13 protein-coding genes are annotated in these 23,658 nt (G+C 38.4%); 7 read left to right on the plus strand and 6 right to left on the minus strand.

What is annotated here, in order from left to right:
* The 4 genes from ASU31_RS27780 to ASU31_RS23010 all read left to right on the plus strand — a co-directional run.
* A partial coding sequence (locus ASU31_RS27780; RefSeq protein WP_209435047.1) for a hypothetical protein occupies positions 1-4,815 on the plus strand: 4,815 nt, incomplete at its 5' end.
* Entirely contained in the window at positions 4,812-5,606 is a 795-nt protein-coding gene (locus tag ASU31_RS23000; protein ID WP_057934599.1) for a hypothetical protein, read from the plus strand. The genes ASU31_RS27780 and ASU31_RS23000, both read left to right, overlap by 4 nt.
* 2 nt (positions 5,607-5,608) lie before the next feature.
* A complete protein-coding gene (locus ASU31_RS23005; protein WP_057934600.1) occupies positions 5,609-6,496 on the plus strand; it encodes a DUF5977 domain-containing protein in 888 nt (295 codons plus the stop codon).
* A gap of 145 nt (positions 6,497-6,641) precedes the next feature.
* A complete protein-coding gene (locus ASU31_RS23010) occupies positions 6,642-8,957 on the plus strand; it encodes a patatin-like phospholipase family protein (RefSeq protein ID WP_167346233.1) in 2,316 nt (771 codons plus the stop codon).
* Positions 8,958-9,053: 96 nt separating this feature from the next.
* Here ASU31_RS23010 and ASU31_RS23015 read toward each other — a convergent pair whose 3' ends face one another.
* Together ASU31_RS23015 and ASU31_RS23020 are read right to left on the minus strand one after the other, a co-directional pair.
* Entirely contained in the window at positions 9,054-10,553 is a 1,500-nt protein-coding gene (locus tag ASU31_RS23015) for a RagB/SusD family nutrient uptake outer membrane protein (protein ID WP_057934602.1), read from the minus strand.
* A 17-nt stretch (positions 10,554-10,570) separates the two neighbouring features.
* The gene (locus ASU31_RS23020) at positions 10,571-13,495 is read right to left on the minus strand and encodes a SusC/RagA family TonB-linked outer membrane protein (protein ID WP_083505499.1); all 2,925 of its coding nucleotides are present in this window, start codon (positions 13,493-13,495) and stop codon (positions 10,571-10,573) included.
* Between the two features lie 520 nt (positions 13,496-14,015).
* Between ASU31_RS23020 and ASU31_RS23025 the strand changes: the two genes are divergently transcribed.
* The 3 genes from ASU31_RS23025 (at position 14,016) to ASU31_RS23035 (ending at position 18,275) form a co-directional block, all read left to right on the plus strand.
* Positions 14,016-14,513, plus strand: a complete 498-nt coding sequence (locus ASU31_RS23025) for a BLUF domain-containing protein (RefSeq protein WP_057934604.1) — start codon at positions 14,016-14,018, stop codon at positions 14,511-14,513.
* A gap of 548 nt (positions 14,514-15,061) precedes the next feature.
* A complete protein-coding gene (locus tag ASU31_RS23030) occupies positions 15,062-17,614 on the plus strand; it encodes an ATP-dependent Clp protease ATP-binding subunit (protein WP_057934605.1) in 2,553 nt (850 codons plus the stop codon).
* A 148-nt stretch (positions 17,615-17,762) separates the two neighbouring features.
* Complete coding sequence (locus tag ASU31_RS23035) at positions 17,763-18,275, plus strand: CAP domain-containing protein (RefSeq protein WP_083505500.1); 513 nt, start codon at positions 17,763-17,765, stop codon at positions 18,273-18,275.
* Positions 18,276-18,434: 159 nt separating this feature from the next.
* On the opposite strand, the gene ASU31_RS23040 is transcribed toward ASU31_RS23035, so the two are convergent.
* From ASU31_RS23040 to ASU31_RS23055, 4 genes are all read right to left on the minus strand, one after another.
* On the minus strand, positions 18,435-19,307 hold the full coding sequence (locus ASU31_RS23040; protein ID WP_057934607.1) for an ATP-grasp domain-containing protein: 873 nt from the start codon (positions 19,305-19,307) through the stop codon (positions 18,435-18,437).
* Between the two features lie 159 nt (positions 19,308-19,466).
* A complete protein-coding gene (locus ASU31_RS23045; protein ID WP_057934608.1) occupies positions 19,467-20,534 on the minus strand; it encodes a PA0069 family radical SAM protein in 1,068 nt (355 codons plus the stop codon).
* A 99-nt stretch (positions 20,535-20,633) separates the two neighbouring features.
* The gene (locus tag ASU31_RS23050) at positions 20,634-21,836 is read right to left on the minus strand and encodes a carboxypeptidase-like regulatory domain-containing protein (RefSeq protein WP_245224592.1); all 1,203 of its coding nucleotides are present in this window, start codon (positions 21,834-21,836) and stop codon (positions 20,634-20,636) included.
* 568 nt (positions 21,837-22,404) lie between these two features.
* Positions 22,405-23,643: a carboxypeptidase-like regulatory domain-containing protein gene (locus ASU31_RS23055; RefSeq protein ID WP_083505501.1), complete on the minus strand. Its 1,239-nt coding sequence runs from the start codon at positions 23,641-23,643 to the stop codon at positions 22,405-22,407.
* Positions 23,644-23,658 lie beyond the last annotated feature (15 nt).

The following is a 23,658-nucleotide window of genomic DNA, read 5'->3' on the forward strand; positions in this document are numbered from 1 at the left end:
GGCAACCAACAGGGACTGGAACTGAATATAGGCGACTGGGTCATCTCCAATGGCAATGTTTGGGAACGTGTAGACAATAACAATAAGGTTACCAGCGTAAACGGGAGGCAGGGATCTGTAATGCTTGGCAAAGGAGATATCGGGCTAGGCAGTGTAGATAACACGAGTGATGCAGCCAAGCCTGTTTCTGCTGCTCAACAGGCTGTATTGGATGGCAAGGCGAACAGTAACGGCTCGAATGCATCTGGCGTTTGGGCGATCGGTATTAGCGGCAATGCAGCAACAGTAAACTGGAGTGGGGTGATAGGAAAGCCGACAAACCTGACACACTTTATAAATGACCTAGGTAATTATGGAAACTGGATAACCAAACCGCAAGCTGAAGAATGGTTTGCTGAATTGACAGGAGATGTATTTACTGGTCAGGTGGAGGCACCATCATTTAAGATCAATACTCCTGATGGCCTGCTTTTTGGGAATGATTTTTTTGGTGGTGGTGGAGATCAGGCAAGAATATATATCGCAAGGGTTAATGATGAACTATCCAGCGAAAATCAGGAACTTCGAATAGAAATTGGGAATGATGCCCCTCTCGACAGAATATCTTTTAGAGCGTTAAACCCTGCTGGAATCAGCAATCCAAACGGAGTTTTTGTCGCTGACTGGGTGGTTTGGAATGCAGGGAATTTTAATCCGGCAAGCAAAAGCAATATAGAACATACCCATATATGGGCAAATATTACCGACCGGCCTACCAATTTAAGCGATTTTAATAATAACTTAGGATTAGGCTCACTTGCCTACTTGAATAACGGTGATGTATTGTCCTCCTCTATAACCGGTAATGCTACAACTGCAACGACTTCACAGTTTGCTGAAAGAATCGGTAATGATAGTTCATACATGCGTTTTCATTGGTCTGGCCAAGATGGACAACCCAATTGGTTATGGGGAGGTAATGCCCCAGGTGATATGTATGTTTACAATCCGGCCAATTTTAATGTTGCGTATGCAACTTTAGCCGATTTTTCAAATAACTGGAAAACATATGGGGTAAGCAACTTTGACGATGTTACTGGCTTTAAGCTTTTAGAATCATTAAGTTCAAACACTTTAAACCAGCCGAATGTAAATAGTTGGGGGCAGGGAATACAGTTTTCTACAAATAATAACCCATTGTATGCTAATCAATTAGTCTATTCCGCCGATGGCCAATTATGGACGAGGTCTAAATCAGGAGGATCATTTGGTAATTGGGATAGAATATTGTCTTTTGGTCAGGATGCTACAAAATTACAGTCAACAACACATCAAGGAACCTATTGGTTAGAGAATAATTGGGACGGTACTTTCTGGCAGTTACATTCGAACCATGGTGCGGGTGTTAATGTTTATCGTGCGGATCATGCAGCAGATGCAGAGCGATGGGGTGGATGGTTAGCAAACTTTAACACAGATATTTCGGATACAGGAAATCCAATAAATGCTATTGCAGTACGTGATGTGGGGGATGGTAAGTTTAAATTGGGTTACGCTCCACAGGTAAGACAGTTTTTAGGGCTAGGCTCTGCTGCTTATTTAAATGCAAGCGGAGGAAATGATCCAATTCAATTTGGAGAAATTATTAAATATAACTCCTCAGGATTTATTAGGACATCATCAAAAGATTATGCACAAAATGATATTCCGTCTGTAATATATGGAGCTAAAGGTAGTGATGATTTTATTTGGGCTTTCACGCCAGAATCTGTTAAAGGTTTTTTAGGCTTGGGCAGTGGCGCCTTTTTAAATGCGAATTCTTCATCAGTAGGTAATAGTTTAGCTTATAGAGATGGTAATGGATTTTTATTTTCAGAATACATCAATACAACTGGAGCATCGTCCAATATGGATGGTAATGGTACATTACAGATAAGAGGTCTTTATGGAGATTATAATAATGATGGCTATCATAGATTGTATAGTTCTTCTGCCGTTAAGGCTTTTTTAGGATTAGGTGCTGAGGGGTTTGGATACTTTAAAGGATGGGAAAGAGGATTTGAAAATAAAAACCTGAATAATCAGATAACCCAGGGATTTTATGATATCTATTCAGCTGATAATCCAAGTGAATGGGCAAATGTACCTAATGGTGGTATCTATGGTGGGATAGCGGTATTTCATATGACCAATGTTACTACCCAATTGGCCAGTGATAGTTCAAACAGACATTTTATCCGTTGCGGTTATGGAGGCGGATCGAACCCTATTACTGCAGGTTGGAGGGAATTGGCGTTTCAGGATTCATTCACAGGAACATATCAGCCTCTAGAAAACCAGCGGTTAAGTACAAATAACCAAGCTAATTTTGCTGGACTTGTTGTTAACGGTGGTGCCGATTTAATATTGAGTTCAAATGGTGGGAATGATATCGGCGATCTGGTATGGCAGGATACATTAGGAGAAAAGCATAGGCTTTGGGATGGTGATGCGACAAATCAAACACTTACCTATCGTTATAGAATAGGCACTGTACATTCCATTTTACATTCTGGTAATTTCAGCGTTTGGGCTCAAGAGAAAGAAAATCAGCGGCTATCAACCAATAATGATGTCAATTTTGAAAGGATCTGGGCAAACTACGGTGCTAATACCGGCAATTATTCATGGGTTGGTGCGGCTTTAACAACAAATAGTATCGAAATTGTAAACAGTTCGTCTGGAGTAACAGATTCTTCACCAACATTAGCCTTTCATAGATGTGGCTCTGGCGGACCTCAGTTCAGACTAGACCCAACAGGTACTAATGTTTTATATCTCGAAAGTGCTAATGCAAATTCTGCCCGAAATCCTTTTCAATACGGCAATGGGGCAAATAATTATTTTGTAGAATTCGTTGTTGATGGTAAACTACAGTCTAAAGGAAGGTTTAAAACATATGGCAATACCTTTTTAGGTGCATCCGATGCATTTGGCTCAGAACCAACAGTTACTTTGGCTATCGGTGATAGTGACACAGGCTTGCATTGGACTGCGGATGGCAATGTTCAATGGTGGTCAAACAATCAGGCATTATACAATATGCAGGATGTTTGGCGAACAAATAATTTTGATCCAAATTCAAAAGCCAATACCAGCCAATTGCAGTTGCAATATATCCGTAATTATGGAGGAGCTGAATTCTGGAGTGAAACAAATACAAGTACAGCATTTTCTGATGCAGCACTTCAATTAAGAGAAAGTCAACACGGTGCAAGCACGGGCTTTTTAGCTCCAAGGCTCGCCTTTCATTGGGGAGGCGTAGCAGCCAGCCAGATTACTATTGAAAGTGATGGTAGGATAGCTATCACAAATAATCCCGGAACTGGTTATCAAAACTTTATTGCCAATAACGTATATGGAGCTAATGATGTTTCGGCTAATTATACCTATGGCCAGATATTTACTTCAGGGGGAAGGATTTGGACTGGTTATGATAGTGGTTTTGCAGGTGCTGTTAGTGCTTCAAACTGGTTTAGAAGTAACGGAAATTCTGGATGGATAAATGAAACCCATCAAGGCGGCATTTACATGGAGGACAGTACCTGGGTAAGGGTCTATAACGGAAAAGCTTTTTTGGTTAACAATGAAGTAAATGCCAGTAGAATGGTAGTTAATAATGACTCGTTTAAATCTACGAGTTTTAGGGGAATGGCAGGCGATTATGATCAAAATGGTACTACTGATAAAATTATCTGGACCATTGGTGATAACTGGGCAACCATCCAGAACATGTACGGAATCGGTTATCAGTATGGTACAAAATACGGAAATGCCCACTCAATTGTATTTAGGATAAATGGAAATGTAACCTCTGCAATTAGTTTAGAAAATGGCAATGGTTATTTTGACGGGAAATTGAGTGCAGGAACGGGTAGTAATGGAGGTTTCGGGAATGCAACTTATACACAAGGGCATAACAATATCTGGAGATTACATTCAGATCCTGAATACGGTATAGCATACTATCAGAATTGGGGCGCTGCTGGTAGTTTAGATGCTACTGGTTTCCATTTTGGTGATAGGAACAATCCTGTGTTTTTCGTGAGAACAGATGGAGAAGTGCATTTAGGTAACGGTAAAGGATCATCCTCATTAGTAATGCACGATATTGATGAAGCCACTAGGGTTTTACATACCAATAGCAACAGAATAGGATTCCTAACCACGGGAGGAGCTTGGGGCTCTTATTGTGAAAATGATGGGGGCTGGAGAACGGACGCTGAATTTAGGGTGGGAAGTACTAAAATAAATGGGAGTGGCATTAACGTTAGCGCTGGTAATGGGAACGGCATAGGTTTTTGGGAAAGTGGTTTTGCTGGTGCTTACTCAATCTGGATGGGAGAAACCACAACTTATGGCGGTAATCTTTCAGCTGATGGCGGTAATGATTATAATATGTACTTCAGGATGACTGATGGTAATAGAGGGTTTGTGTTCAGGACCGGGAATGGCCAAGATACCCTGCAGATTACAAATAATAAAATAACCGTTAATGGCATAGTAAGTGCATCCGGAGGTTTTTATGATACTTCAGATAAGCGGCTAAAAACAGAAACTGATCAGATATTTGATGCCAGAAATATAAAAGCGCACACCTATTTCAAAAATGATCAATTAGAAACCGGTTATTTTGCACAAGAGGTACAAACCTCAATGCCGCATACGGTTAAGAGTGATAGTAACGGTATCCTTTCATTAAGCTATACTCAGGTTTTGGTTGCAAAGGTTGCCAATCTAGAAGATGACGTTAAACGATTACAGGAAGAAATTAATTTTTTAAAACAAGGCATATGAGTTGGAGTAGCTTAACAGGAAACCAAACTGTTTCTGGTAATAATTTGCAAGAGGCTATAAATGATAAAATTCTAAAGTTAAAAACCGGAAAATCTTTGGTTCCTAACAACAAGTGTTTAACTCGATCAGAAGCAAACAACCTCTTGAAAATTGCACCGCTTGTTAATGACAATAAGTTGGTTCTAAAATCAGAGCTACAGGCTATTGCTTGGCGTGGCGTTTCACCATCTTGTATTCAAGCTCCAGATGAAACGTTAAATGAATTTGACTATTTGGTTGTAAGATATAAGTGGGCATTAGGTGCGGGTAGTGATTTGGATACTTTTACTGGATACATCAATACTGGCACATCATTGGATAATGTTTTTATGGGATATGGTCGATCTCCTTACGAATTACCATCTGGTGCGAATTATCAAAATGCCTACATTGGTTGGGCCGGAGATAATACATCTAATAATGGCGTAGAGGCAATATTGGTTAATTTTTCAAAAGTAACTCAGGATTTCCCGAATCTACCAGCTGTTACACTTAGAATGGCTGCGGCCTGGTATGGCCAAAAGAGCAGTGGAAATATCGATATGGAGATTGTAACCTATTTAGGTGGTACCATGCAAAAGGTAGGCTTTGATATTCAGAATGTTGGTGGTGTCCTTGTTCAATCTATTCAATTCCCAAAATATATACCAGATCCTCCTCACTGGACAAATAACATAAATATGGTAACCGCTGTGGGATTTGTTACTTACTATAAATCAAATAAATCAGGAAGAATTGTTATTACCTATTAACTATGGCAAATACAGGATATGTGGGGTATTCCACTCTAGAGCAATATATAATCTCGAACGGATCTGCAACCGGCGTAACAAAACCTAATATTTCCTCTGATGAAGATTATATTGGGCCAGTTAAAGATGAATCGGTATGCCCACCTCAACAAAGATTTTATAATTCAGAGGTTATAGTATATGGAACTAAAACAGATTGTCCGCCAGGTTATGCGGGCAGTACGGTAGGATTGGTAGTTCCTGCCGGTCAGTTTGCTTCCACAATCAGTCAGGATGATGCCAATAATCAAGCATTTAATTATGGTAATTCTGTTAAAGAGAGTTATGCCAATGCTGTAGGAACATGCGCTATAAGTTATTTAGTAATAAATACTGATAACCTATTGGCATTTCAAACGTCATCGTATAATGATGCCTGTGCAATTCCGATGGCAGGTGGCAACCTTTATAGATACGGTGGTGCTGCCGGTACTGTGCAAATAGGAGACCCTGTATTCTCAAACTCATCTGGTTCACCAGCGGATCTTGGATATTACTCATTTAATCTGGATGGTAACCGTATTTGGATCAGGGTACAACTCAATTTCAATGATGGGATAACCTTCGTTAGTGAAATGGGAACATGTGTTTACCAGCAGGATAATTTTATTTCTTCAGCTAATGTTACTAGTACAATAGCTTACTTTAATGCAAGTGAGAATGTAGCCAGTAACCTGGTTATAGAATTCTTTTGGCAGGATGATCTTGGCCGGGTTGGCTATGGTAGTGTTAACATGTATCAGGGGCAAAATTTTGCAGACTGGTATTTAACAAATGGCGGTTACATTTCTACTCTCGAAATACGGGGTATATTCCCAAGTTCAGATGGAGTTTTTAAATATATATTCTAATTAATTCTCTATCAATCTTTCTCAAATAACACTTAATCAATACATGAGCAATTTTACTAAAGCAGTTATAGGCAGTTTTGTTCCTGCTTTCGAAAAAGGAATATTCGAAATTCGCTTTAGTTTTAAGCGTTTAACCCTTAGAACATTGGTTCATGACTTGATTTCGGTAGCCTCAAGCATCGGTTTTGTTATCGTACCAGCATTTTTAGTAGGGTTTATTTTTTTATTGCTACCACAGGGAAGGGATACACTTTTACTCGTTGTAGAAAATCTATCTGCTTGGAATTTTTGGCCGCTCATTTTTTTGATGCTTGGAATTACGGCATGGAGTATGGTTTCAGAACTCAGTGTCCGTTACGCAATTTACATTTCCGATAATTCGGGTAAAAACCTCAGTGATGATAGGGTGATGTGGCGGAAAACTGTTCAGAAATTGCTTGCCGCAATTTTTTTATTGTGGCCGTCTTTTATCGTTTTTGTCGGGATGGTTTGGAGTATGGTTACGGCCACTTATATGGAAAAAATACCTAGGGTTTTATGTTTTGGTGTTTGTTTTATTCTCATTTATTGGTTAATGTCTTTCTTGTCCAATAAATATTTTCGTAAATCCGGTAAGGCAAGTGCCGGCATTTATTTAAAAACAAAGCTTGGAGAACGCTCTTTACCCGATCAGGAGCAGAAATATCTGAGGAAATTATATGGAATTTATGAAGACTTTATTTATACATTACCAAAACCTTCTAATTTTCAGGGACCTTATAAAGAAGATCTGTTAGCTTTCTCAAAGTATTTTACAAAATCCAAAAAAGATTTTACTGAGGGATTTCCCCAGAATCCAAAAATACTCATTGAAACACGCATTGTTCCCGCCGCTTTTAAACTAATTGATCGAGAAAAAATACTAAAAGGCAGAGGAGAGCTATATAAATGGACCTACGAAATTCCGTCGATATTTTATAAAGGTTTGCACAATCAGATTAAACTGTTTGCCGGGATTTCTTTGTCGGTGTTTATTTTGATCTGCTTTATTCCCGGGGATTGGCCTGTTTTCCCCTGGATAGGAGCGCCCGCTTTAATTTGTTTTGCATTTGCTTGCTATACCGGGATTTACATGGGACTTCTGTACCTGGATAAATCTCTACTGAAAAAATGGAAAATTTCCGTACGTTTTTTGTTGATTCTTATTCTTTTATTATGCTCTATTTATAATCAGGATCATCCGGTCCGTATGGAACAACATAAATCCAATGATCGACAAACTGTTGTAAATCAATTTGATAGACGATTTGTTGTCTATAAAGAAAATATTGACAAACAAATTCCAAAAAATAAACAGCTGAATAAATATCCGGTTGTTTTTATTTGTGCGGAAGGTGGTGCCCTGCGCACTGGAGCTTACACAAGTCTATTTTTAGCGGGTTTGGGTGCTAAATTAGAAAAGGAGCATCATGTCGATTTTAAAAAATCAATTTTTGCAATGTCAGGAGTTTCAGGTGGTGCTGTTGGCTTGGGTTTATATAATGCACTAATTTTTGAAAGCAACGATGATGGATCATCAGCAAAATCGGTCGAGCTATCTAAAAGATTTTTCCTACGCGATTCTTTATCTCCCATAATAGGTAAAATGCTGTTTGGTGATTTTCTCAACCTATTTCTGCCTTGGCATGTTGATTTATTTGACCGTTCTATTGCGCTTGAAAAATCCTGGGAAAAATCCTATCAATCGGTGGTTGGTGAAAAACAAGAAAATATATTTACAAGAAGTTTCATCGCAAAAAAAACAAAACCAGATCAGCCATTATTTATCATCAATACAACAGAAGTTGAAACAGGATTGCAATGCTGGATCAGTAATCTCGTACCTGATAGTTTGTTGTTTAAAAACCAAAGAGATTTGCTGTCAGATAGAGTGAATAATTTAAATTATAGTACTGCGATAAATTTTAGTACCCGTTTCCCCCTATTTTCTCCTGCCGCAAAAATTGGTGGCTCAAACCAAAAACCTCGTTTACATTATTTAGACGGGGGATATGTAGAAAACACTGGGAGTACCTCTATGTTAGAAATACTTGAGCTATTAAAAAATAAATCCCCATATTTCAACCAGATAACGCCCATTGTAATCACTTTGCTATTTAGTGAAGAAGATAAAACAAATCCAAACATTAACTTCGGTAATGAGCTTTTAGAAGTATTAAATGCGGTTACAAATACAAGATCCGGAAACAGTAAGATCAGCAGATTTAGAATTAAACAGTTTTTAAAAGAAAACGGTAGTGGTTTTGCTATAGATGCACCGCTAACTGCTGCAGAAAAAAACGCACCAATGAACTGGGTTTTATCTGCTCAAAGTATGAATAATATTAACCGCGATGTACAGGATAAATTGAATAATACAACAGAATCGGGAATAATTACGAAAATACTGCGGAGTGACTTGATTTATTCTAAAATAAAATAATTCAGAATCAACTTATGGTTTGCTTCAAACACCATTAAAAAAAAGCCTTTCACGATTGAAAGGCTTTTTTTTTAATGACATGAGATTTGCCCTTTGCTAAGGGTTTTGAGACAAATTAGGATTTTTATCTCTTTCGGTTTGTGGTATAAAATAAATTACCCGCGCATCAGTTGGGTTAATGGTTTGATTAACAGAGCCATTAATAGTAGAGTGTGTGCCTGGGTAATCTCTTACCACTGAGCGGTTATTTCTAAACAGGTCGTAAGCCCGCTGGCCTTCAAAAGCAAGTTCTAACCATCTTTCTTCCAGTACTATATCTAAAATGCTGTGCGTTGGCGTAACATCTGCCAAAGTATAAGTTGGAATTCCTGCACGGGTTCTAATTACATTCACATCATCTAAAGCCAATTGAGTATTGTTCAGCTTGGCATTGGCCTCCGCTCTGTTTAGGTACATTTCTGCCAAACGGAGGTAAACAGGAGAAGTTAAATTGGTAACCCCTTCTTGCAAGTTGTTTTTATTAACGTAGTAAATTGGAGTAGCGGGGGTTAGTTTCGGATTTAACTGTTGAACACCGTTAACGATATAAGGAGAAATAAAACTCTTACGCTTATCCTGAGGGTATTTATTAAGGAAGTTATAATACTTTACCGAAGCATAAATCTCTCCCCATCCGCTTTCTCCCTGGCCCAGTGCATTACCATTGGCATCACCACTATAGTATAACGAACCAATAGCGGAATAATCGTAGTTCTCAGTTTTGGTATGTTTTATGGCAAAAATGCTTTCCTTGTTCGTTTCTGGTGCAACCCTAAAATAGGTTTGGTATTCAGCATTTTGAAGTAACTGATATTTGTTTGAACCAATTACCAGGTTGGCATATTCTAAGGCCTTGGCATTGTTATCCACGTACAGATAAACCCTTGATAGGAGTGCATAAGCAGCCATTTTTGAAGCAAAACTATTACCTTTCTCATCTTTTATCAATTGCGATGCTTTTAACAGATCAGCGATTACAAAATCGTAAACCTGATCTACCGTACTTCTTTTGATGATGTAAGCATCTGCATCGCTTACGGTTTCACTCAAAATTGGAACCCCAGGATTAGTGCTTGGATTTTGTGCATAAGGTCTTCCAAACATCCTTACCAAATTAAAATGGAGCATAGCCCTTAAAAAAAGGTTTTCTCCTTTAATCTGCAGCAATTCTGCAGATGAACCATCAGGAATAACTTTAATAACCTTATTTGCCGCTGAGGCAATGTAATAGGCTTGTTGGAAATATGCGGTTGCGTTGGCAGAATTCACCAAATGGGTATATTTATACAAATTGGTTACATCGCTCGATGAGCCCTGTCCCTGAGCCACTTCATCAGAGGGGAGCTCGGCAAGCCAATGGTAATTATTTTCGTATTCCAGAGATTTTAAGGTAGCATAATTACCCAAAGTGGCTGTTCGCATACCATCAATGGTAGTCAAGAGATCATTGTCTTCTACTTTATCCGAAGGAAAAAATGTTTTACGACAAGCGGATGTTGTAAAAATAATACTGGTCGCAATAGCGATTTTTATGATGTTATTATGGTATATTTTCATGATAATCTTATTAATAATTAGAATGTTAGGTTAACGCCAAAAACAAACCTTCTGCTGGTTGGGTATCTGAAAGATGATATACCACCAGTTAAATCAACTTCAGGATCTACGCCCGAAAATTTGGTGGCCGTAAACAAGTTGTCGCCGCTGACATAAAAACGGGCCGCATTTATCGATGCTTTTTTTAACCAATTAGTCGGTAGATTGTAGCCTATGGTTACATTCCTCAATCTTAAATAACTCCCATCCTCTAAGAAGCGTGTAGAGCTTTGGTGAGATTGAAGATTACCACCAAATTTAGCCTGCGGATGGGTTGCATCAGTTTGGCCAGGGGTAGTCCATCTTACCGAACCTTTAGGTAATACCTGTTGATTATAGCTTTCGTACACCCCATCATTATCGAAATAGAAACGACTATCGTTATATACCCAGTTGCCATACACAAAATTTAAAAAGGCCGAAAGGGTAAAGTTTTTATAAGCCAATGTATTGGTCAATCCACCACTAAATTTTGGTGCTGATGATTTACCTGTATATTGTCTGGTGGCTTGGTTGTAAGTACTGGTTACACCCGTAGGGTCGTCTAATTTTTCCCAAAGTGGTTTACCATCTGCTGGATTTACACCTGCCCATTTTTGCATATACCATTCATCCATATCATGGCCTAATGCTATCGGCTGTGTGCCACTATTCACTACTAACAGGCCCTGGTTTAATTCCATAACCTTGTTGCGGTTGAACGACATGTTAAAACTGGTTTCCCAATTAAAGTCTTTCTGCTGGATGTTTTTGGAGTTGATTGTAAACTCAATACCTCTGTTTCTTACTGCGCCAACGTTTCTCCTAATGGTTCTATAGCCAACTGTTGCAGGAAGCGGAACAGCAAATAACAGATCAGAGTTACGTTTATCATAGGCATCAATGGTAATGTCTATACGTTTAAATAAACCAAAGTCCAGGCCTAAATTGTATGCTCTCGATTTTTCCCAGGTCAAATCTGGATTGACAATTTGTGTAGGGAAGGCACCTGTTTGGTTATTATACGAAGCTGAAGCGTTTAAGTTATACAAGCCTAGCGATTCATATAGGCCATCGAGGTTGTTATCTGCTCTGAAATTCTGATTTCCAGTAGTACCAAGACTGGCCCTTAGTTTTAAAAAGGTAAGCGTAGTATTGCGCTTTAAAAAGTCTTCATTGGATAAAATCCACGATGCGCCTGCCTGATAAAAAGTTGCAGCAGGATTGTTTTTTCCGAATCGGGAAGAGTATTCATTAACTACAGAGCCAACGAAATAATACTTACCTTGATAGCTATAATCAGCCTGTGCCAGGTATTTTATATTTTGATACTGATCATACCTACCCGTGGGTTTATTGTTAATCTCTGTTGCCGTATTTATCCCATCCAGTCCGGCTGGTAAACCTTTTGCAGTAATTCCGCTGGCATCATATTTATAACCTTCTATCTCTGCAACTCCTAAAACACTCAGGCTATGGTTACCTAAATTTACATTGTATTTAATTCTGTTCGATGATAAAAGTGTAGTAGAAAAGGTATTACTTAAAGATACAGTGCCCAGGTTTGCTGCACCACTCTGACTTCTTCTATCGGCATAACTATTTGATCTGCCGCTGGCAATTGTGGCCCTGTTATAACTAGAAACCGTTAGGTTTTTGAGTAGGTCATAATCCAGGTTTATATCGCCTGTTGTAGTATAACTTCTTGCTTTTGAGTAATTGTATTGCAAGCTCTGTAAAAAGTTAGAACGGTCTCTACCTTTCCATGAAGGGATATTACGCGGATCGGTTGGGATACCATCTGCATTGTAAGCAGGATCGTAGGGCATATTTAAATAAGCCTGGTAAACGGCGCTTTCAGGATTATAGTTATCATTGATAACAATTCCGCTTAATAAGGCCGTTAATTTTAGTTTTTTTGTCAACTGTGAGGTAAGGTTTGCCCTTAAACTATATTGTGTTTTATCGTTGTTGATTAAAGTTCCTTCTTCTTTAAAATAATTACCTGAGATATAAAATTGTGTTTTCTCACTCCCTCCAGATGCGGTTAGCGTGTGGTTATTTACCATTGCTGTTCTAAAAGCCTCATTCCACCAATTGGTATTGGTATTTAGTACCGAAGCATCAGGTGGGGTAGTAAAGAAAGATTTCTGGTAGTCGTAAAGTTGCTGGGCATCCATTAGCTTAAAATTACCAGTAGTAGCCTTTGCAATACCAATGGTAGAGTTTAGACTGAATCTGGTTTCTCCTGCCTTTCCTTTTTTGGTGGTTACAATAATAACCCCATTGGCAGCTCTCGATCCGTATAAACCTGTAGCAGCGGCATCTCTCAATATCGTAATGTTATCCACATCGGCCGGGTTATAAGTACCACCAATGTTTCCGTCAACCACAATTAGTGGTCCCGTACCGGCATTAATACTGCCTACGCCACGTACCACCACATTCGATCCTGCTGTTGGATCTCCAGAGGCAGAACTCGCTACTACACCGGGCGCTTTACCTTGTAGCAGGTTTCCGAGGTTTACCGAGGTTACATCATTAAGCTGAGAGCCGCTTACGGTGGTTACCGCGCTCGAAATTTCCGATTTCTTCTTTGTAGTATAACCTACAACGGTTACAGCATCCAACTCAGTAGATTGATCTACTAAGGAAACATTTACAGAAGTATTTGTACCAACTTTAATGGCTTGTGTGGTAAAACCTAAGGCTTTAAACTCAAGGGTACTCGCATCATCAGCGCTAATAGCATATTTTCCGTTTGCATCTGTTTGTACGGCAGTTTTTGTGCCTAGCACGGTTACAGTAATTCCGGGAAGCGGGAGTTTTTTACTATCGGTTACCGTACCAGAAATAGTACGGTTTTGTGCCTTTACTACGAAAATACACGCAATAAAGGAAATCATTAAGAGAATTTTCTTCATGTTTTTTAGGTTAGATTAGTTACTGTTTTGTTATCTGTTGAGGGGCATTAATCAGATTAGGGAGGGCTAAAAGTTATTCTTAGGTTCATTAATAATATACTTTTTAGTAAAATGATTATTACTAAACTATAACCATAAAAATCAAGATCAAACCGCGAATGCAGCGCAAACGTTTGCTTTAAATTGTATATAATGGATGATGTGCTTACTATTTAAGCCTTTTTTGAAGGGTGATAAATATTGTATGCCTATATTGGCGATATTATTAAGCGCAAACGTTTGCTCCTCTATGGCTTGGTAGTACATTATATAGAAAAGAGATAAGTTTTTTTGCGACTAAAATAAAAGCAGGAGTTATGCTTGTTGTTTTTTAGATTATTTGTGTATTAGGGCAAGTAATGGTTTTGAGGATGATTTTTTGTTCAATTTGAGTGGTTGAGATCGTGCTTTACTAGAATTGTTGTGGAAATAATCAGATAATAGCTGCGTTTTAAGAAAAAAAAATAGCGTTAATTACCTTATGGAATTAGAGATTGAAATTTTAAAACCCATTTCTTATTTAATTTACACAAGCATAGCCAGCAGCTTGTTTAACAATCATGAACTTAAAGCTTTGCTTAATCAGTGCAGAGATTTTAATAATCGGAATAACATTACCGGGGTGTTATTATATGTAAGAGGTTTGCAAATTACAAAGAGTAAGGGGAGGTTTATGCAATTGCTTGAAGGAGATGAACGGATCATTCGCAGACTTTTTAACAAAATCGTAAATGACGAACGTCATGAATCGGTTGTTTTACTGCAAATTGGCAAATATGAGCAGCGTTGTTTTACAGATTGGACTATGGGATTTGAGCAGACTGATGTAGAATTTTATCAATCGCTATCTGGTTATTTCGATTTAAATGATGTGGTTGCAAAATGTGATAAACTTGGTGTTGCCGATGTCCCATTACAGTTTTTACAGAAGTTATCTTCAAATAATAAACAGCAGTTTGCCGAAGCGCCTTATGGTTGAAACTACTAAAGCCCCGTAGTTGGTTTCTGTATTAAGAGATAGGTTTATATTTATGATAAATGGATTACAATAAACTACTGTGTTAGAAAACAAAAACAACCTAATTACAGTTAACTTCGTATTAAGGTTATAATAGGTACGCTTGATCGGATTAGTTTGTTGATTTTTATCTAATGAAATTGTTAAATGATGTCACGTTCTTTTTGTTTTTCTGTCAAAACTTGTAAATTGCCTAAGTAAAAAGATACAAATTGTCAGTTTTTGATGTCGAAAAAATCCTTACAATAAACCGACAATAAAATATCTTTAACCGGATGTTTTTGGCAAATGTCCCTTTAAAACCTTTAGAACACTTATTACGTAGATAGATATAAATAAAATAATATTTATCGAAACGATAATCTTACATTGAATTTTGGGTTCTCAGGCATTCAAAAGCCTCTTTATCCACCCATATGGCGCAATTGTTGATAAAATAAAGAAAACAGTACGTTCGTTTTTATAAAGTTATTTTATAGTTTAGGGACGTAGCTGTTAAGAAAGGTATTATGGAAGCAAAATTTTCACCACAGGTTAAAGATGTAATCTCTTTTAGTAGGGAGGAAGCGCTCCGCTTAGGGCACGATTACATCGGAACCGAGCATTTATTATTGGGCCTCATCCGCGAAGGCGATGGCATGGCTATAAAAATTTTACGATCGTTAGGGGTTGATACCGGTAAATTGCGCCGCTCAATTGAAGATGCCGTTCGCGGTACTTCGAGTGTTACAGTAAACTTAGGCAATATTCCATTAACAAAACAGGCAGAAAAAGTTTTAAAAATCACTTATTTAGAAGCCAAAATATTTAAAAGCGATTTAATTGGTACCGAACATTTGCTGTTATCGGTTTTGAGAGATGATGATAACATCGCCTCACAAATCTTATTGCAGTATGGTGTTACTTACGATGTTTTTAAACAGGAGGTTGAAGTGAATAAAAATGGTTTCAGAGATGATATCTCGAACAGTGCTTCTACAGGAGGCGATGACGATTATCGCGAAGAAGAAAGCTTTAGTACGCCTAAAAAGGTTTCAGATATAAAATCTAAAACCCCTGTTTTGGATAACTTCGGCCGTGATTTGACAAAAGCTGCTGAAGAAGGTCGTTTAGACCCTATTGTAGGCCGCGAGAAAGAAATTGAGCGTGTATCGCAGATTTTATCCCGCAGAAAAAAGAACAATCCAATTTTAATCGGAGAACCAGGAGTTGGTAAATCGGCAATTGCAGAAGGCCTTGCCCTACGCATTGTACAACGTAAAGTTTCACGTGTGCTTTTTGGCAAACGTGTGGTTACATTGGATTTGGCATCATTGGTGGCCGGTACAAAATACCGTGGCCAGTTCGAAGAACGTATGAAAGCCGTGATGAACGAGCTTGAAAAATCTACTGATGTAATTTTATTTATTGATGAGATCCATACCATTGTTGGTGCTGGTGGTGCATCAGGATCATTAGATGCATCCAATATGTTCAAACCTGCTTTGGCAAGGGGCGAAATTCAATGTATTGGTGCCACAACATTAGATGAATACCGTCAGTACATTGAAAAAGATGGTGCTTTAGACCGTCGTTTCCAAAAAGTGATGGTAGAGCCAGCTACACCTGATGAAACTGTAGAGATTTTAACACGTATTAAAGATAAGTACGAAGAACACCATGGTGTAACTTATACTGATGAAGCTATTTTAGCTTGCGTTACTTTAACATCGCGCTATATTTCTGATCGTTTCTTGCCAGATAAGGCCATTGATGCTTTAGATGAAGCAGGTTCGCGTGTTCACTTAACCAACATCCACGTTCCTCAGAATATTATCGATATCGAAGCTAAAATTGAAGATATCAAATTAGAGAAAAACAAGGTTGTACGTAGCCAGAAATATGAAGAAGCGGCGAAACTGCGCGATACGGAGAAAAATCTAATTGAAGAATTAGATAAAGCTAAAGCAGAGTGGGAAGCTGAAACCAAAACTAAACGTTATGAAGTATCAGAAGATAATGTAGCGGAAGTTGTTTCAATGATGACTGGTATTCCTGTTCAGCGTGTAGGACAAACAGACAGCGCAAAACTGTTGAACATGTACGATAAAGTGGCTGAGAAAATTATCGGTCAGGATGATGCGATCAAGAAATTAACCAAAGCGATTCAACGTACAAGAGCCGGATTAAAAGATCCTAAAAAACCAATCGGTTCATTTATTTTCCTAGGCCCAACAGGTGTAGGTAAAACAGAATTGGCGAAAGAATTGGCGCGCTTCATGTTCGATAGTGATGATTCTTTGATCCAGATCGATATGAGTGAGTATATGGAGAAATTTGCGGTATCACGTTTAGTGGGAGCGCCTCCAGGATATGTAGGTTATGAAGAAGGTGGACAGTTAACTGAAAAAGTAAGAAGAAAACCTTATGCAGTAATCTTATTGGATGAGATTGAAAAAGCTCACCCTGATGTATTCAATATCTTATTACAGGTTTTGGATGAAGGACAGTTAACCGATAGTTTAGGCCGTAAAGTTGATTTTAGAAATACAATCATCATTATGACTTCTAATATTGGTGCACGTCAACTTAAAGATTTTGGTCAAGGTGTTGGTTTCTCTACAGCGGCGAAAACAAACCAGGCAGATTCTCACAGTCGCGGTGTAATCGAAAGTGCATTAAAACGTGCTTTTGCTCCTGAGTTCTTAAACCGTGTTGATGATGTAGTGGTATTCAATAGCTTAGGTAAAGATGAAATTTTCAGAATTATTGATATCGAGTTAAAAGCTTTATTCGGTCGCGTTCATACCCTTGGTTATGAAATTGCATTAACTGATAATGCTAAAGAATATATTGCTGATAAAGGTTTTGATAGTAATTTTGGTGCTCGTCCGTTAAAAAGAGCAATTCAGAAATATTTAGAAGATCCAATTGCTGAAGAAATCCTTAAAGGCGAACTCGCTGAAGGTGATGTTTTAGAAATTGATTATGATAAAACTACCGAACTGATTTCAATCAATCACAAAAAAGGCGAAAAGAAAAAAGAAGAGCCGAAAAAAGAAGAAGATTCTTCAAGTAAATAAATAAGAAACTCCCGATGAAAATCGGGAGTTTTTTTGTTTAAAATATATTCGGCTAACGCTTAGTGGTTTTTGATGTATGAAAAAGATGGGTATAAATTAATTTTTTTTAAGAAAATCATTGTACCTTTCCTTAAACTATTCCCTATTAATGAAACTAATTACCTTCTCACTAGCGTGTTTAGCGTTATGTTGTGTTTTGTCATGTAAAAAAGGAACTGATGATTCGCCAGGAACAAATGATCCTCCTGTACTTTCTACGGCAACCAATATCAATAACGAAACCTTGTTAAAATTGGTGAACGACACCCGTTTAGCTGGTTGCAATTGTGGGACAACTGTCATGCCTCCTTTTGGAGCACTAGCCTGGAGCCCTAACTTGGGCGCTGCTGCTATTGGTCACAGTAAGTACATGGCGTCTATTAAAACCTTAACACATACATCCGCCAATGGTGATAACGTTGGAGCTCGGGTTAAAGCTACCGGGTACAATTGGACATCAGTTGGTGAAAATACTGCTGTTGGCCAAAGCACCGAAGTGCAGGTTTTTAACGATTGGATAAAAAGTGAAGATCACTGCAAAAATATCATGAATGCAAATTTTAAAGAAATGGGGGCAGCTAAAACGGATAATTATTGGGTTCAGGTTTTTGCAGCAAAATAAGTAAGACTAAACATCATCATTTCTAGCGGACCCGATAGCTATCGGGTGTAGCGCGGCCGAACCACATAGTGCTCAGCAAAGCTAAATCTAACCAGATAGATCTCTCCATTTCGCTGTGCTTCAGTCGAGATGACGACTTTTTTATTTAAACGCTATTATTCACATCAAATCCATTAACGCTTTATAATACCGCTCATAATTTTCAGGTTCTGTGTTCAAAAACAGAAAAGGCTCTATCAGTTCCAGTTCCATCAACAAAAATTCTCCGTTAACAAAAGTACCATCAACTCGTGCATAAAGGCAGTTTTTGGCAAATAGGGTTACGTATCGCTCTGCAATTGCAATCAAATCTTCACTGGGTTTTTGTGGATGCACAGATCCACCATGAGCTGGCTGCACCCTAAAATCGCCAGGTTTAGCCTGTTTGATTAAGGAATGACTATACGCTCCATTAAAGAAAATGAAAGACCATTCACCGTTTTCCAGAATCTCTGGTAGAAAAGGCTGAATGATAAAATCTTCTTCCTGAATAAGGAGGTTTAATTTTTGATTGACCACGGTCACATTATCTACAGTTACCTTAAATGTATTTTTTGCACCACCACTCACACAGGGTTTTACAATTAACTTATTGGTGTTAAATTTCTCAAAGAAATGCTCAAGATTTACACTTTCTTTATTTTGAATGAAAAAACTAGGTGTAATCTTTAATCCGGCAGCTTCAATCTCCTGCAGATACTGTTTGTTTGCGTTCCACCTCACAACCTCAATGGGATTAAGTAATTTTACTTTTTTTTCTTCCAACTCATCAAGCCAAATATAAAACTCTTCAATCAGATCAAAATAATCCCATGGCGATTTTAAAATGGCAAGCGAATAGTCCTCCCAGTTTACTTGCTGATCGTTCCAGATTACTTTTTCAGTATTTAATCCTTTTTCTTGTAAGAAATTTAAGAGTTTATCATCCTCGCTTTCAACTGTGGCGCTATCATAGGCCCCTTTATCCAGGTAGGTTACTAATGCAATGTTCATGGTGTTAAAACTAAGTTTTATCAAGCTGGATTACAAATTTACTAAGGCTGATTACAAAGCACCTCGAAGATCCAGATTGTAAATCGGGACTAACAATGTTGAGATGGCCGTGATTATAAACCACGGCCCTGAGCGCTGAGGGCTTTCTCCTCAAAATTTTTAAAACAGACTCGCCTGGTTACTCGGAATTTTGAATAAAGTGTGGTCTAAAATAATATCCTTTACATTTAAGGCATTTAAGCGACAGTGGAGCCTAAAATTATCCCTGATCATTTGAGAGATATTGCCGTCTCCACGCATCCTATCGCCAAATCTGCTATCGTTAACATGACCACCATGGCAACTCTGAATCATGTGCCAAACTTTATCAAAACGGTCAGGAAAGTTTTTGCGCAGCCAATCTTCAAATATCTGCCCAATAGCGCCATTTAGCCTTACAACGGTATAACCGGCCTTTAGCGCACCAGCATTGGCTACGGCTTTTAGGATTTTCGGAATTTCATGGTCGCTTAAACCAGGAACAAGAGGGGCAACCATAACCCCCATAGGAATTCCATCTTTACTCAATTCTTCTACCACCTTTAACCGCTGTTTGGCAGTTGTAGTTCGGGGTTCCATTACCTGTCGTAAATCTTCGTTTAAGCTATTAATGGAAACATAAACCATGCAGAGATTTAACTTCGCCATTTCTTGCAGAATATCCCGATCACGAAGAATAAGCGAATTTTTGGTAATCATACCAATGGGCTGTTTATAGGCCAATGCAATTTCAAGTAATTGCCTGGTGAGTTTAAACTTTCTTTCGGCAGGTTGGTAGCAATCGGTATTGCCAGAAAGGGAAATGGTAGTGGCATCCCAGCCTTTTTTCTCTAAGAACTTTTTAAATAGTGCTGGCGCTTCTTTTTTAACAATTATTTTCCGCTCAAACTCTATTCCCGCACTATAACCCCAATATTGATGTGAGTTGCGGGCATAACAATAAGTACAGCCATGCTCGCAGCCCTGGTAGGGATTTAAAGAATAAGCCATGCCTACATCGGGGCTGTCAACTTTGTTTACAATGGTTTTCGAATTTTCAAAAATAAAGGAGGTTTTACGATCGTGTTCCTCCCAATCGTCTATCCCTTCATCATGTTCCTTTACATAAACATCTTTTAAAAATTTGTTATGCGGATTAACTTGAGCGCCCCGTCCTTTAAAATATTGTTTTTCTTCTTCGCCAATCATAGATTAAAATTACTAAAAATATTAGCAATTTTGGTTTCTGAAAAGAATGACTTTTCAACATTTTTAGTTTTGGATCAGTCCTTCATCTCACATATTCCTTTACTTATTCTTAGGTAGCGGTATATAGTCCATCGGCACCATATCGGCCACTTTTTCGTAAGCCCAGAAGCCCTCGTACAAGAGCGATCGGGAGTCGTAAATGCCACCATTTTCATAGAAACGAACGCCTTCGCCGGTTAAGTTGGCAACAGAAATTTCATTTTCGGGCACATCTAAAGGTCTGAATATCCAGAAGCCGGTATTTGAATAAGCCAGAGATTCCTTTTCTTTGGTGTACTGGATCAGCAATGCATCTGTATAACTAAGGTATTTTAAGTTCTGGTTAAAATAGTGCACCAATGTATCGGTAAGTACCTCCGCTCTCGAAAATTTATCAATGGTTCGGGGCATTTCTTTTTGTTTGGTCCAAAAGGCGAGCAGGGCGGTATCTATTTTACCTTTATTCTGCCTGATGCCCGTTTTCTCGGGTACGGCCTTAATCTTTTCTAAATTGGCATTAATTAAATATTCAGGATACCGGTTAGGGTTAGGCACCTTGACCATCTTGTTGATGATAAATCCTTCTTCTTTTGTTTTGTTGGCATAAAGCGAACGGAAGAAATGTTGCGAAGAACCGTAATATGCAACCTCTCTGGCAGCGATATACTTTTTCTTTTTAGCTGCCGATGCTTTTAATTCCTCAAAAAACGGGTGACCGGAATAGTAAATAATGTGTGTTCTCGAGTTATACTCGAAACGGTCGAGCATATATTTTAACCGATAACCTAAAGCTTTATTCTCTACAATCAGAAACTCGGTTGTAGAAACCGTTAAAGTACTTTTGGTAATGTCGAAATCTACATTTAAAACCTGCGGATTTAATATCTTACATTGTAAAGCATTTGGGGTTTTACCAATAAAAAAATCTTTAAACTGGTTAATATATTTCTGACGGTTTGGATCGGCCCTAATTACAACTTCTTCCAGCTGCGCAACATTTTCTTTCAAAACCAGCTCTACCTGCACCGATTTATCAGAAATGATTACACTTTTAGAATAGGGGAGATAACCAACCAGCTGAACGAGCAGATCATAACTGCCGGGTTTGAGGTTTGATAATTTAAATCGCCCGTCGTTATCAGCCACTGTAGCAATTTTATATCCACTTAAATAGATACTTGCGCCAGGTAATCCATCTTTTTGATCCCTAACCAAACCACTAATCGAGAAGGTGTTTTGAGCAATGGCATTAGTACCCAACATGATTATCATAAGGGCTACTAAAAGGCTTTTAATCATAGAGACGAATGTAACCAAAAGGCGTAATATTTATTAAAAACGCAAAAGATTTTTAACAAATTTAACATTTACAAATAATCGTCATTCGAGCTGCGAGCGGGCAAATGAAATTTGTCATCCTGAGTGCAGCGAAGGATCTTTAAAAAGAGAATTTATTCAAAATAGACCAGGTGAATAGCAGGAAATGTTTTCGGGTTTGGAAACGAAAGGTCTGTTTTTCATGGCTAGAACAGTCCCGCCATCGCTTGTAGTCCTCGTTACGCTACGCTTCACTGTGGGCTACCCGCTCTGTCGGGTTTATTTAACAAGGGTAGGTGCTGCGTGGTTCCAAAACCCTCAATAGTATTATTGGCCCTGCCAGCTAAACCGGACCAAAGTGAAAAAACCACAGCCCGAAGCATGAGGGCGAGGATTTGTAACGGAGGGCGGGGCTTTCGAAACCAAAAAAGTACTGTATTTGCTTTTCAAAAATAATAAAGAAATACCTGGTCTCTAAGCCAAAGAACAGCCTTTCCTTTAAGGGAATTGAAGTTTATTTCCCCTCCAAATTTGCTGGCGGCAAATAATCCATGGGTACACTATCGGCAATTTTTTCCCAGCCCCAGTAACCTGAATAAATCATCGAACGAGGGTTGTAAATAGATCCGTTTTCATAAAAATATACCGGAACAACTTGCAAGGTGATGGTAGAAATCTGGTAATCTGGCATATCTAATGGCCTTGCAATCGACAAGCCGATCCGGTTGGCATAAGAAGGATCTTCCCTTTCTTTGGTGTAAACAACATAAAGTTGATCAGTAAAATTGAAGCTTTTAATACTTTGATTCTTCACGTGTACCAATGTATCCTGCGTTACCGGAGCACGGCTTAAAATAGAAATCCCACTTGGAAGGTTTTTCTTTTTTATCCAATAGCTCAAAGAATCTCCAAGTGTAAAAGTTAATGTGCGGGTTAAGCCATTCTGTACTTTTGTTAAGCGTTTAATGTTGGCGTTAATCATACTGTCGGAAGGTTTGTCCGGATTTGATACTGTAACCAGTTTATTGATAATAAATCCCTCTTCGGTAGCGCGGTGATGATAAATGGATCTAAAAAAGTGTTGCGGAGAGCCTAAATAACTGGTAATTCGCTTTTGCTCCCAAATTTTCTTCCGGCGTGCCGATCCTTTTAAATCTTCGTAATACGGGAAACCTTCATAATAAACGATCCTGGTTTTACTATCGTATTCAAAATTGTTCAGCAGGTATTTAATGCGGTATCCAAGCGCCTTGTTTTCAATAATCAGAAATTGGGTGGTTTTTACTGTAAGTTTATGTTCCTCTTTATCGTAATCGATAATCAGTACGTTCGGGTTGATAAGTTTACATTGTTCGGCATTGGGGGTGGTGCCAATAAAATACCCCTTAAACATGGCAATATAATGTTCCCTGTTCGGATCGGGTTTAATGGTTACTTCGGCCAATTGGGTTATACTTTCTTCGAGGGTAAGATCCAGTTTTACGGCTTTATCAGCAATCACTACATTTTTGTTTAAAGCTTTATAGCCGATTAATTGTACTAAAATATCGTAGTTACCAAGTTTTAGCGGTAGTGTGTAGGTGCCATCATTGTTAGAAACTGTTGCAATTTTATAACCGCTTACATATACGCCTGCCCCGGGTAAAGGCTCACCACGTTTATCTTTTACCATGCCCGAAAGGATATAACTTTGTTGTGCAGAACAAAATTTACCGACGATTAATAATGAAAGTAGAAGTAGAAAAGATTTCATTGATTAAATATAAAC

The organism is Pedobacter ginsenosidimutans (genome assembly GCF_001442625.1).
Classification (GTDB): Bacteria; Bacteroidota; Bacteroidia; order Sphingobacteriales; family Sphingobacteriaceae; genus Pedobacter; species Pedobacter ginsenosidimutans.

Coding starts and splice junctions, on each gene's coding strand:
- ASU31_RS23045 (WP_057934608.1), bottom strand. CDS start 20,534: ATGATTGGCGAAGAAGAAAAACAATATTTTAAAGGACGGGGCGCTCAA.
- ASU31_RS23050 (WP_245224592.1), bottom strand. CDS start 21,836: ATGTTGGGTACTAATGCCATTGCTCAAAACACCTTCTCGATTAGTGGT.
- ASU31_RS23020 (WP_083505499.1), bottom strand. CDS start 13,495: ATGAAGAAAATTCTCTTAATGATTTCCTTTATTGCGTGTATTTTCGTA.
- ASU31_RS23030 (WP_057934605.1), top strand. CDS start 15,062: ATGGAAGCAAAATTTTCACCACAGGTTAAAGATGTAATCTCTTTTAGT.
- ASU31_RS23040 (WP_057934607.1), bottom strand. CDS start 19,307: ATGAACATTGCATTAGTAACCTACCTGGATAAAGGGGCCTATGATAGC.
- ASU31_RS23055 (WP_083505501.1), bottom strand. CDS start 23,643: ATGAAATCTTTTCTACTTCTACTTTCATTATTAATCGTCGGTAAATTT.
- ASU31_RS23035 (WP_083505500.1), top strand. CDS start 17,763: ATGAAACTAATTACCTTCTCACTAGCGTGTTTAGCGTTATGTTGTGTT.
- ASU31_RS23005 (WP_057934600.1), top strand. CDS start 5,609: ATGGCAAATACAGGATATGTGGGGTATTCCACTCTAGAGCAATATATA.
- ASU31_RS23000 (WP_057934599.1), top strand. CDS start 4,812: ATGAGTTGGAGTAGCTTAACAGGAAACCAAACTGTTTCTGGTAATAAT.
- ASU31_RS23025 (WP_057934604.1), top strand. CDS start 14,016: ATGGAATTAGAGATTGAAATTTTAAAACCCATTTCTTATTTAATTTAC.
- ASU31_RS23015 (WP_057934602.1), bottom strand. CDS start 10,553: ATGAAAATATACCATAATAACATCATAAAAATCGCTATTGCGACCAGT.